This window comes from Blastococcus sp. OS1-29 (genome assembly GCF_057628075.1).
In genome coordinates this window covers 327,009-339,126 of sequence record NZ_JBXXJK010000001.1, presented here as the reverse complement: position 1 = coordinate 339,126, position 12,118 = coordinate 327,009, and the positions used below count along the sequence as shown (strand labels likewise).

The 12,118-nt window shown below is 73.0% G+C and carries 7 protein-coding genes; 2 read left to right on the top strand and 5 right to left on the bottom strand.

The annotated features are described in order from the left end of the window. Positions 1-42: 42 nt before the first annotated feature. The 4 genes from topA to AC2H4J_RS01650 form a co-directional block, all read right to left on the bottom strand. Positions 43-2,886, bottom strand: a complete 2,844-nt coding sequence (gene topA, locus AC2H4J_RS01665) for a type I DNA topoisomerase (protein ID WP_487463085.1) — start codon at positions 2,884-2,886, stop codon at positions 43-45. A gap of 207 nt (positions 2,887-3,093) precedes the next feature. Further along, entirely contained in the window at positions 3,094-4,563 is a 1,470-nt protein-coding gene (locus tag AC2H4J_RS01660; RefSeq protein WP_487463084.1) for an alpha/beta hydrolase, read from the bottom strand. Beyond that, positions 4,560-4,883: a hypothetical protein gene (locus AC2H4J_RS01655; protein ID WP_487463083.1), complete on the bottom strand. Its 324-nt coding sequence runs from the start codon at positions 4,881-4,883 to the stop codon at positions 4,560-4,562. Before AC2H4J_RS01655 ends, AC2H4J_RS01660 begins: the two co-directional genes overlap by 4 nt. Before the next feature lie 169 nt (positions 4,884-5,052). Further along, positions 5,053-7,326 (bottom strand): sodium-translocating pyrophosphatase, encoded by a 2,274-nt coding sequence (locus tag AC2H4J_RS01650; protein ID WP_487463082.1) that lies wholly within the window; start codon positions 7,324-7,326, stop codon positions 5,053-5,055. A gap of 216 nt (positions 7,327-7,542) precedes the next feature. Between AC2H4J_RS01650 and AC2H4J_RS01645 the strand changes: the two genes are divergently transcribed. Together AC2H4J_RS01645 and gabT are read left to right on the top strand one after the other, a co-directional pair. Beyond that, entirely contained in the window at positions 7,543-9,945 is a 2,403-nt protein-coding gene (locus AC2H4J_RS01645; RefSeq protein WP_487463081.1) for a DEAD/DEAH box helicase, read from the top strand. 128 nt (positions 9,946-10,073) lie between these two features. Further along, entirely contained in the window at positions 10,074-11,435 is a 1,362-nt protein-coding gene (gene gabT, locus AC2H4J_RS01640) for a 4-aminobutyrate--2-oxoglutarate transaminase (RefSeq protein ID WP_487463080.1), read from the top strand. 10 nt (positions 11,436-11,445) lie between these two features. Here gabT and AC2H4J_RS01635 read toward each other — a convergent pair whose 3' ends face one another. Next, complete coding sequence (locus AC2H4J_RS01635) at positions 11,446-12,117, bottom strand: cyclase family protein (RefSeq protein WP_487463079.1); 672 nt, start codon at positions 12,115-12,117, stop codon at positions 11,446-11,448. Position 12,118 lies beyond the last annotated feature (1 nt).

Below are 12,118 nucleotides of genomic sequence, written 5' to 3'. Positions count from 1 at the left end.
TCGACGGGACGGGTTCCGCGCGGCCGGAGGTCCTCGAGCCGGTCAGCCCGTCGTGACCGGCGCCGCCGTCTTCTTCGCCGCGGCCTTCTTGGCGGGTGCCTTCTTCGCGGGCGTCTTCTTCGCGGTGGCCTTCTTGGCGGCCTTCTTCTTGGTCGCCGGTCCGCGGGCCCGACGGTCGGCGAGCAGCTCGGCGGCGCGCTCGATGGTGATCGACTCGACGTCGTCGCCCTTGCGCAGGCTGGCGTTGGTCTCGCCGTCGGTGACGTAGGGACCGAACCGGCCCTCGCGGACGGTCACGACGCCCTGGGTGACCGGATCGGGCCCGAGCTCCTTCAGCGGGGCCGCCGCCGCCCGACGTCCGCGCTGCTTGGGCTGGGCGAAGATCGCCAGCGCCTCCTCCAGCGTGGTCGTGAACAGCTTCTCCTCGCTGTCGAGCGACCGGGAGTCGGTGCCCTTCTTGAGGTAGGGCCCGTACCGGCCGTTCAGCGCCTGGATCTCCTCGCCGTCGGGGGCCGCACCGACCGTGCGCGGCAGGGTCAGCAGCTTGATGGCTTCCTCGAAGGTGACCGTCTCCGGGGACATCGAGGAGAACAGGCTGGCCGTCCGCGGGGCGTCCTTGCTGCCCTCGGGCACGACCGTCGTGACGTACGGGCCGTAGCGGCCGGCCTTGACCACGACCGGGTGCCCGGACTGCGGGTCGGTGCCGAGCTCGCGGTCGCTGGACGGCGCGGCCAGCAACTCCTGCACCTTCTCGCTGGTCAGCTCGTCGGGCGCGAGGTCCTCCGGGATGCTGACCCGTGCGCCGTCGTCCCCCTCGACCTGCAGGTACGGGCCGTACCGGCCCACCCGGGCCACGACCGGCTTGCCGTCGGTCGTGGTGGCCTGCAGCGGGATCGAGTTGACGCCACGTGCGTCGATCTCCTCCAGGCGCTGGCCGACGATCTGCTTGAGGCCGCCGGACTCCGCGATCCCGCCGGTGTGCCGGCCCTCGCCGCCGAAGTAGAACTCGGTCAGCCAGTCGACGCGCTGCAGGTTGCCGCCGGCGATCTCGTCGAGCTCCTCCTCCAGCGAGGCGGTGAAGTCGTAGTCGACGAGTTGCGCGAAGTGCTGCTCCAGCAGGTTCACCACCGCGAAGGCGATGAACGAGGGCACCAGCGAGTTGCCCTTCTTCCAGACGTACCCGCGGTCCTGGATCGTCTGCATGATCGACGCGTAGGTCGAGGGCCGGCCGATGCCCAGCTCCTCCAGCCGGGCGACCAGGCTCGGCTCGGTGTAGCGCGCCGGTGGGCTGGTGGTGTGGCCCTTCGCGTCCAGCTCCCGGGTGTCGAGCTGCTGGCCGCGCTCCAGCCGCGGCAGCCGGCGCTCGGCGTCGTCGTTGCCCTCGTCGTCCCCGGCGGACGCGCTGCCCTCCTCGCGCGACTCGACGTAGGCCTTGAGGAAGCCGGGGAAGGTGATCGTCCGACCGCTCGCGGTGAACTCGACCGCCTCGTCGGTGGCGCTGCGCCCGGCCAGCCGGATGCTCACGGTCTGCCCGACGGCGTCGGCCATCTGCGAGGCGACGGTGCGCTGCCAGACGAGCTCGTAGAGACGGAACTCGTCGCGCGCCAGCTGCGGGGCGAGCTGACCCGGCGTCCGGAAGTTGTCACCGGCGGGGCGGATCGCCTCGTGCGCCTCCTGGGCGCCCTTGGCCTTGCTCTTGTAGCGCCGCGCCTCGGCCGGCACGTAGGCGTCGCCGTAGAGCTCGCGGGCCTGCTGCCGGGCGGCGTTGATGGCCTCCTGCGACAGGTTCGTCGAGTCGGTACGCATGTAGGTGATGTGGCCGTTCTCGTACAGCCGCTGCGCCACCCGCATGGTCTGCGCGGACGACCAGCCCAGCTTGCGTCCGGCGTCCATCTGCAGCGTCGACGTCGTGAACGGGGCGTACGGACGACGGCGGTACGGCTTCTCGTCGACCCGCGTGACGCTCACCTGGCGGCCCTCGAGCCGTGCCGCGAGGCCTCGGGCACCGGCCTCGTCGAGGTGGACGACGTCGCCGGTGACCCGCCCCGTGGCGGCGTCGAAGTCACGACCCGTGGCGACCCGGCTGCCGTCGACGGCGACCAGCTTGGCGCGGACCGTCGTCGGCTCGCCCTCGTCGGTGGCCGCGGCGGGCTTCGGCACGGCGAAGGTGCCCTCGAGCGACCAGTAGTCGGCGGCGTGGAACGCCATCCGCTCGCGCTCGCGCTCGACGACGATCCGGGTGGCGACGGACTGCACGCGCCCGGCCGACAGCTTCGGCAGGACCTTCTTCCACAGGACCGGGCTGACCTCGTAGCCGTACAGGCGGTCGAGGATGCGGCGGGTCTCCTGCGCGTCGACCAGGGCGGTGTCGAGCGCGCGCGGGTTGGCGACGGCCCGGGCGATGGCCTCGGGCGTGATCTCGTGGAACACCATCCGGTGCACCGGGACGCGCGGCTTGAGGGTGTCGACCAGGTGCCACGCGATGGCCTCGCCCTCGCGGTCCTCGTCTGTCGCGAGGTAGACCTCGCTGGCGCCCTTCATCAGCTGCTTGAGCCGGCTGACCTGCTGCTTGCGGTCGGGGCTGACCACGTAGAGCGGCTCGAAGGAGTTGTCGACGTCGACGCCCAGGCGGGCCCAGGCGGCGCCCTTGTGCTCGGCGGGCACGTCGGCGGCGTTGCGGGGCAGGTCGCGGATGTGCCCGACGCTCGCCTCGACGACGTAGCCCGAGCCCAGGTAGCCGGCGATCTTGTTCGCCTTCGTCGGCGACTCCACGATGACCAGCGGCTTGCCGTTGGCCGCGGCGCCGCCCCGGCGGGCGGGCACCACGGTGTCGCCGTCGGTCGCTGCCGCGGTCTCGCTTCCGGTCTGGCTGGTCTTCGTGGGCACGGTGCTCCTGTCGGTGGTGCGGGGTGGTGCCGTGTTCGTGCGGTTCCCGTCCGGTCGGCCACGACGGAAGAGGAACGCCCCGAATCGGCCCCCGGCGGGCCACGGTAAGCCACCCAGCCGACAAGGCGCCGAGGGCTACCCTCCGTGGGCGTGCCGTCACGGGGACAAACGCGATGCGCCGCGCGGTGTTCCCCACGGTTCCCGAGGTCAGCAGTGGCCCGGTTCCGCGGCCCGCACGCCGGCGACCACCTCCCCCACCGCGGCCAGTGTCGGGAACTCCGGTTCCAGGTAGTCCGAGTGCCCCATGTCGGGGCTGACGGGCAGACCGGTGGCCCCGTAGGAGCCCCCGGTCCACCGGTCCCCGTTCCAGGGGAACCAGGTGACCGGGTCACCGGGGGACGCCGCGTCGAAGACCTCCGGCGCCTCGAGGCTGTTCGCGTAGTCCTCCATCCCCGGGCTGCCCAGGAGCACGACGGCATCCGCGGCGAGCCATCCGGGCTCGTCCGCCGCCTCGTCGACCACCACGGTGCCGTAGCTGTGGGCGACCAGCGTGGTGCGCGCCGTGCCCGTCGCCGTGGCCGTGCGAGCGGCCGCCAACCCGTCGAGCGTGCGGGCCAGTGCCGGCCCGCCGTCCTCCGCGGCGAAGCGCATGCTGCCGGTGAGGATGGTCGCCGGGGTGCTGTATCCCAGCCAGACCATCGTCGCGAGCGATGCCCCGTCCGACGCCTTCCGGGTCGCGGAGGCGATGTCACGCGCGTTGCCGATCAGCCGGCCGAGGTCGTCCTCCGGGGTGTTGCCGACACCCGGGACGAGGACGGCGATCTCGTCGGCGGTGTCCAGATCCCCCAGCGACAGGGCCACTCGGTCGCCGTCGAGATCCAGCAACTGGAGTTGGACCGTCTGCCCCGCCGCCTCCTCCCGCGCGATCCGGGCCGCGACGGCGCGAGCCGTGCCGGCCGCCGGAGTCGACGTCCGGGGATGCTGAAGGGCGCGGTCGAGGAGCAGCCGGTTGGCCCGGTCCCGCGCCCAGGCGGGGACCCCGTCGAGGGCGCCCACCACGGCCGGCCACATGGAGATCACGGCCGACCGTTGGACCCCGGACAGCCCGGCCCACCACTGCGCGACCTCGGTGGGCACCCGGGTCCCCGGCACCGGCGGCGGCTGGATCGGTCCCATGACGGGGACGTGCACGAGCAGCTGGAAGAAGTGCGCGGGGGCGAAGGCGTCCCGGACGCCGAGCCGGGCCAGGGCGTCGCCGGCGTCGTCGGCGGCTGCCCCGGCCAGCGAGGCGTGCCACCGGGCTGTGTCGGCGGCGGGTGGACGACCGTCGACGCCGTCGGCAAGGACCGCCTGGGCCAGGGCCTGCTCGGCGGATTCCTGCGCGCGGGCGGTTTCGACGACCAGCCTGCGGTAGCACGCGAGCGACTGCTCGAGCGCCGCTGCCACCGAATGAGCCGCCGCCGCGACCTCGGCGAGGGCGCCGGCCGCGCTGTGCGCGGCCGGACCGGACCAGCAGTCCCCGGCCCCGACGGCGCGCTCCACGCCTTCCAGCCGCGCCCGCCACGTCGGCAGGCCCTCGATCGCACCGGCGAGCAGGGTCACCGACCGGCGGACCTGCTGCACGTCCCAGCCGGCGAGGCTCCGCAACCGGACGTCGTCGGCCAGTGGGGCGGTCATCGCGGTTGCCGACCGGGCCCGAAAGAACCTGCGAGGGCCGCGTCCTCCGCCCGGTAGGCCGCCACGGCGGCGGTCAGCACGTCGGCCAGGGCGCTGGTGCGCGTCACCAGCAGGTGGCACAGCTGGGCCCACGCCGTCGCCGTGGCACCGGCCATCCAGCCCTCGAGGCCCTCGAGCGCGTCGGGGAAGCAGGCAGCGGCCGAGCGGATCTGCTCGACGTCGCCGGTCAGCTCCGTCGCGAGCGCGACCAGCTCGTCGGCGAGTGCGGTCACCCGGTCGGGCAGGACGGCGAAGGAGGTGCCGGATAGGGGATGCGACATGGCGGCCTCCGTCGTCGTCCCGGCCCAGGGCGGACCGGAGGAGACGGACGCTAGGGCGGTCCGGCGGATGCGCGGGGCAGCCGTCCACAGCCGGCGTCGCTGTCCACAGAATGCCGCCGGGATCCTCCGGCTGGCGTCGGCCGACCGGAGGATCCCGGCTGTGGGTAGGTCAGGAAGCGCGGGTGGTGAGCGCGTCGGGAGTGTCGCTCGGAGCGCCACCGACGACCACCGAGCGCCGCTTCGAGATGACCACCGAGATCACGATGATCAGCACGGCGGCGAGTGCGATGAGCACGCGCACCGTGGTGTTGGCGCCGTCACCCACCCGGAGCGTGACCACCGCGGGAGCGATCAGGAGTGCGACCAGGTTCATCACCTTGATCAGCGGGTTGATGGCCGGGCCCGCGGTGTCCTTGAACGGGTCGCCCACCGTGTCGCCGATGACGGTCGCCGCGTGCGCGTCGCTGCCCTTGCCGCCGTAGGCACCGTCCTCGACCATCTTCTTCGCGTTGTCCCAGGCGCCGCCCGAGTTGGCGAGGAAGACCGCCATGAGGGTGCCGGCCGCGATCGCGCCGACCAGGTACGCCGCCAGCGGACCGAACCCGAGGCCGAAGCCCACCGCGACCGGTGCCAGCACCGCGAGCAGACCCGGGGTGGCCAGCTCGCGCAGCGAGTCCTTCGTGCAGATGTCGACGACGGCGCTGTAGTCGGGCCGCTCGGTGTAATCCATGATCCCGGGCCGGGTACGGAACTGTTCGCGGACCTCGAACACGACACGGCCCGCCGCCCGGGACACGGCGCTGATCGCCAGGCCGGAGAAGAAGAACACAACCGCCGCACCGATCACCGCGCCGACGACGTTGTTCGGGTTCACGAGGCTGAACGCCTCGGCGAGGGTGTTCGCGGCGTTCTCCCCCGCCTCGTCGAGCGCGACCTGGAGCTGGGCGCTGTAGGAGCCGAACAGCGCCGTCGCGGCGAGCACGGCCGTCGCGATCGCGATGCCCTTGGTGATCGCCTTGGTCGTGTTGCCGACGGCGTCGAGGTCGGTGAGGACCCGGCCACCCTCCTCGTCGATGTCGCCGGACATCTCGGCGATGCCCTGGGCGTTGTCGCTCACCGGCCCGAAGGTGTCCATCGAGACGATGACGCCGGCGGTCGTGAGCAGCCCGCAGCCCGCCAGCGCGATGGCGTACAGCGCGGCACCGCCGCCGATCAGGAACGCCCCGTAGACCGCGGCGCCGATGAGGAGCGCGGCGTAGACCGCCGACTCCAGTCCGAGAGAGATACCGGACAGGATCACGGTCGCCGGGCCGGTCAGCGAGCTCCGCCCGATGTCGCGCACCGGCTTGCGACTGGTCTCGGTGAAGTAGCCGGTCAACTGCTGGATGGCTGCCGCGAGGACGACCCCGATGAGCACGGAGAGGAAGCCGAGCACCTGCGGGCTGACGGAGAGCTTCGCGCCGTCACCGATGCTCGGCAGGTAGATGAACGCGGCCGCGGCCACGAGCACGAGCGACACGGCCGCGGAGGTGAAGAAGCCGCGGTTGATCGGCGCGAGACCGCTCGAGTCGGACTTGCCGGGGTTGCTCGCCAGGATGCCGACCACCGAGGCGATGACGCCGATTCCGGCCACGAGCAGGGGGAAGACCATGCCCGGCGCCTGGAAGAAGTGCTGGCCCAGGATGAGGGCCGCGACCAGGGTGACCGCGTAGGACTCGAAGAGGTCGGCCGCCATGCCCGCGCAGTCACCCACGTTGTCGCCGACGTTGTCGGCGATGGTGGCGGCATTGCGCGGGTCGTCCTCCGGGATGCCCGCCTCGACCTTGCCGACCAGGTCGGCGCCGACGTCGGCGGCCTTGGTGAAGATGCCGCCGCCGACGCGCATGAACATGGCGAGCAGGGCGCCGCCGAAGCCGAAGCCCTCGAGCACGATCGGCGCGGTCTGGTCGAACAGCAGCAGCGCCAGTGCGGCCCCGAAGAGCCCGAGACCGACGGTGATCATGCCGCAGACGCCGCCGGTGCGGTACGCGATGCGGAAGGCCGGCCGGTAGCCCCCGGCACGAGCGGCGGCAGCCACCCGGACGTTCCCCCGGGTGGCCAGAGTCATGCCGATGAAGCCCACCGAGGCGGAGAAGCCCGCGCCGATCAGGAAGAAGACCGCGCGGCCCACACGCGTGCCCCATCCCCCGTCGGCGACCGGGAGGACGAGCAGGAGGAGGAAGACGATCACGGCGAAGACGCCGAGCGTCCGGAACTGCCGCCTCAGATAGGCCGCCGCACCTTCCTGCACCGCCTGCGCGATCTCCCGCATCTTCACCGTGCCCTGGTCGGCGGCGAGTACCGCCTTGACCAGATAGGCGGCGAAACCGAGCGCGGCCAGGGAGACGACGAGGACGATGGCGACCAGCGCCATGTCCCCGCCGGACAGCGAACTGTCGGGCATGTGTTTCCTCCAAGCGGTCGACGGCCGCCGGGTGGCGTTCGTGCACCCCGGATCGGCGGAGGTGCGACCGGCATGCGAGAAGCCCACGCACCGGTGCGCGGCGCGAGTGTAAGTGAGGTCACACGCAGTACACAGAGTCCTGACGTTCTGTTGTCTGCATCACACTCGTGGCATTCCTTCCCGACCTCTGTCTCAGGAAGGTGTGACAGTGGTGCGGTGACGACGCTCCACCCGGTCCGTCCGGCTCCCCCCGCCGGCCCGGGAACCGCCCTGCCGGGCGGGGACCTGCTGGCCTCGGTGCTCTCCGCGACCGCAGAGGACGAGCGACCGATCACCCACGTGCACCACGTGCCGGTACGGCAGAGCAGCACGCTGGCCTGGCCGGACTGGGTGAGCCCGGCCCTGCGGTCGAAGCTGGAGGAGCGCGGCGTCCGCGCACCCTGGCGCCATCAGGTCGACGCCGCGCAACTGGCGCGCGACGGCCACCACGTCGTGGTGGCGACCGGCACCGCGTCGGGGAAGTCGCTGGCGTATCAGCTGCCGGCGCTGACCCGCCTGGCCGAGGACCCGCGGGCATGCGTGCTCTACCTCGCGCCCACCAAGGCCCTGGCGCGCGACCAACTCGCCTCGGTGGCGGCGCTCGCCGACCCGTCCGTGCGGCCCGCCGCCTACGACGGGGACACCCCCGGCGAGGAGCGTGACTGGGTCCGCCGGCACTCCCGGTGGATCGTGACCAATCCGGACATGCTGCACCGCGGGATCCTCCCGGCCCACCAGAAGTGGTCGAGCACGCTGCGCCGGGTCGCCTACGTCGTCATCGACGAATGCCATGCCTACCGCGGGGTCTTCGGCTCCCATGTCGGGCACGTGCTCCGGCGGCTACGCCGGATCTGCCGCCGCTACGGGGCGGAGCCCGTGTTCGTGCTCGCCTCGGCCACGGTCGCCGAGCCCGCGGCGGCGGCGTCCCGGCTCGTGGGCGCTCCGGTCGCGGCCGTCACCGACGACGGCTCCCCCCGGCCCGGGGCGACGTTCGCGCTCTGGGAGCCCCCGCTCACCGAGCGCACCGGCGAGCACGGCGCGCCCCTGCGCCGCTCGGCCGCTTCCGATGCCGCCGGGCTGCTCGCCGATCTGGTCGAGCGGGGCGCCCGGACCCTGGCGTTCGTCCGCTCGCGGCGGAGCGCGGAGTCCGTCGCCGAGCAGGCGCGGAGACTGCTGCACGACCGTGGCCGGCCCGACCTGGTCGGCCGCGTCGACTCCTACCGCGGGGGCTACCTGCCCGAGGAGCGGCGGGAACTCGAGCGCGCCCTCTCGGCCGGCGACCTGCTGGGGGTCGCGACGACCAACGCGCTGGAGCTCGGTATCGACATCGCGGGCCTCGATGCGGTCGTCCTGGCCGGCTATCCCGGCACGCTGGCGTCGCTCTGGCAGCAGGCCGGGCGCGCCGGCCGGGCCCAGCGGGAGTCCCTGGTCGTCTTCGTCGCCCGGGACGACCCGCTCGACCACTACCTCGCCCACCACCCCGGCGCGGTGTTCGGCCGGCCCATCGAGGCCACCGTCACCGACCCGACGAATCCGTACGTGCTGGGACCGCAGCTGTGCTGCGCTGCGGCCGAACTGCCACTGCGGCCGGAGGACCTGCCCGAGTTCGGCGGTCCGGCCGCCGAGGCACGGCTGGCCGAGCTCGTCGCCGAGGGGCAGCTCCGGCGGCGGCCGGCCGGTTGGTACTGGGCCGGCCGCGGCCGGCCGGACGTGGACATCCGGGGCAGCGGGGACGAGCCGGTGTCGATCATCGAAGCCGGCACCGGGCGGCTGCTCGGCACGGTGGACGGCGGGGCCGCCCACTCCACGGTGCACGACGGCGCGCTGTACGTGCACCGCGGCGAGACGTTCGTCGTGGACGAGTTCGACGTCGAGGACGCGTGCGCCGTCGTGCACGCCGACAGCCCGGAGTGGACGACCGTCGCACGCGACGTCACCGACCTCGGTATCGTCTCGATCGAACGCAGCCAGCGGCTGGGCACCGTCACCGCGCACACCGGCGTGGTCGACGTGACCAACCAGGTGGTGGCCTACCAACGGCGCCGGCTGGGCACCGGCGAGGTTCTCGCCGAGTTCCCCCTCGACCTCCCCGCCCGCCAGTTGCGCACCCGCGCGGTCTGGCTGACCCTCGACGGCCGCGCCGTCGAGCGCGCCGAGGTCGACGACGTCGAGCTGCCCGGCTCGCTGCACGCCGCCGAGCACGCAGCCATCGGCATCCTGCCGCTGCTGGCCACCTGCGACCGATGGGACCTCGGCGGCCTCTCGACGGCCCTGCACCCGGACACCGGGACCGCCACGATCTTCGTGTACGACGGCCACCCCGGCGGGGCCGGGTTCAGCGAGCGTGGATTCGCCGTCCTCCGCCGGTGGCTGCAGGCGACCCGCGCCACGGTGGCCAGCTGCGAGTGCGAGAGCGGCTGCCCCTCCTGCGTCCAGTCACCCAAGTGCGGCAACGGCAACGACCCGCTGGACAAGGCCGGTGCGGTCCGCATCCTCGACGTCGTCCTCGACGAGCTCGCGGCCGCACCCGAGCCGGGGGGCGCCGACCCCCGAGAAGAAGAGGAGGACCTGGTCTTCTGACCGGGTGCCACTCTGTACACCGGCACGCCCGCACCGCACCTGTGCGGCGAGGGTCTCCGAGCGTCGTCCGACCGGACACTCGGGCGACCGTCCCCTGCTACTCCGTCCATCTCACGAGGAGCCGCGCGTTGACCGCCACAGCACCGTCCGCCGACCTGACCGTGAACGGCATCCCCCAGCACCGGGAGTTGGTGACCGCCGTCCCCGGACCCCGCTCGAGGGAGCTCCTCGGTCGTCGTGAGGGCGCCGTGGCCCGTGGCATCGGGATCATGCTCCCGACGTTCATCGAACGCGCCGGCGGCGCCGTGCTGGTCGACGCCGACGGCAACCACCTGATCGACCTCGGGTCGGGCATCGCGGTCACGGGCGTGGGGCACGGTGCGCCGCGGGTGGTCGCAGCGGTCGCCGAGCAGGCCGCCGCCTTCACGCACACCTGCTTCATGATCTCGCCGTACGAGAGCTACGTCGCCGTGTCCGAGGCGCTGGCGCGGCTCACCCCAGGCACCCACGAGAAGCGGTCGATCCTGCTGTCGTCAGGGGCCGAGGCCGTGGAGAACGCGGTGAAGATCGCGCGCTCGTACACGAAGCGGTCCGCCGTCGTCGTCTTCGAGCACGGCTACCACGGCCGGACCAACCTGACGATGGCACTGACGGCCAAGAACATGCCCTACAAGCACGGCTTCGGCCCCTTCGCGCCGGAGGTGTACCGCGCCCCGCTGTCGTACCCCTTCCGCGACGGCCTGAGCGGCGAGCAGGCCGCCGCGCGCGCGATCGAGGTCATCGAGAAGCAGGTGGGCGCCGAGAACGTGGCCGCGATCGTGATCGAACCGATCCAGGGCGAGGGCGGCTTCATCGTGCCGGCACCGGGCTTCCTGTCCGGCCTGGCCCGATGGTCGCAGGCCAACGGCGCGGTGTTCGTGGCCGACGAGGTGCAGACCGGCTTCGCCCGGACGGGCGCGATGTTCGCCAGCGAGCACGAGGACGTCGTCCCTGATCTGATCGTCACGGCCAAGGGCATCGCCGCAGGCCTGCCCCTGTCCGGCGTGACCGGTCGCGCCGAGATCATGGACGCCCCGCACGTCGGCGGCCTCGGTGGCACGTACGGCGGCAACCCCGTCGCCTGCGCCGCGGCGCTGGCCACCATCACCACCATCGAGGAGGACGGGCTGGTCGCCCGTGCGGCCGCGCTCGGCGAGACGATCACCGCGCGACTGCGCGCTGTGCAGGAGCAGCAGCCGGCGATCGGCGACCTGCGCGGCCGGGGCGCGATGATCGCGGTCGAGCTGGTCCGGCCCGGCAGCACCGAGCCGGACCCGTTCACGGCCGCGGCGGTGGCGCGCGCGTGCCACGAGCAGGGCGTCGTCGTCCTGACCTGCGGTACGTACGGCAACGTCCTGCGGCTGCTCCCGCCGTTCGTCATCGGGGAGGACCTGCTCGACGACGCCTTGGACGTGCTGAGCTCCGCGCTGCTCGGGGTCGCCCCCGCCTGATCCCCGGCGATCAGACGTCGAAGGCGACGGCCCGGACCGGGGCGCCGTCGGCGCCCACCAGACGGAGGGGCAGCACGCTGACGACGGGCTCGTCGGAGCGGATGGCGCCGAGGTTGCGCAGGTTCTCGACGATCACGCCGCCGGCACCGAGGACGACGGCGTGGGCGACGAAACCGGCCACGGGCTCGCCGCCCAGGACCGTCTCGTCGAGGCTCAGCGCGTCCAGCCCGATCGTCCGCACACCGGCGGCGACCACGCGCGCGGCGGCGTCCCCGTCGAGGAACGGGTGGTCGAAGTACGCGTCGGTGCCCCAGTGGGCGTCCCACCCCGTGTGCAGCAGCAGCATCCGCCCGGCAGCGAGCCGATCGGCCACCGGCGCCAGATCGGACCAGGTGATGGAGCCGTGGGGCGGTTTGCCGCGCACGTCGGCGACGACGGCGGGGCCGAGGAACAGCTCGAGTGGCAGCTCGTCGATGCGGGCGCCGTCGGCGAGGAAGTGGAACGGCGCGTCCACGTGCGTGCCGGTCTGCGAGCCCATCCGCACGTGCAGGACGTTGTAGCCGTGCTCCTCGATCGTCGTGGCGGGCGTGAACCGGGCCACCGGGTCGCCCGGGTAGACCGGAGTGTCGTCGGCGAGCGGGTGGGACAGGTCGACGATGTCGCGCACGGGCGAGCCGCTCACG

What these genes read in the sequence shown, in the direction of transcription:
- AC2H4J_RS01660 (WP_487463084.1), bottom strand. Translation starts at nt 4,563, where the DNA reads ATGACCGCCCCACTGGCCGACGACGTCCGGTTGCGGAGCCTCGCCGGC.
- AC2H4J_RS01655 (WP_487463083.1), bottom strand. Translation starts at nt 4,883, where the DNA reads ATGTCGCATCCCCTATCCGGCACCTCCTTCGCCGTCCTGCCCGACCGG.
- AC2H4J_RS01650 (WP_487463082.1), bottom strand. Translation starts at nt 7,326, where the DNA reads ATGCCCGACAGTTCGCTGTCCGGCGGGGACATGGCGCTGGTCGCCATC.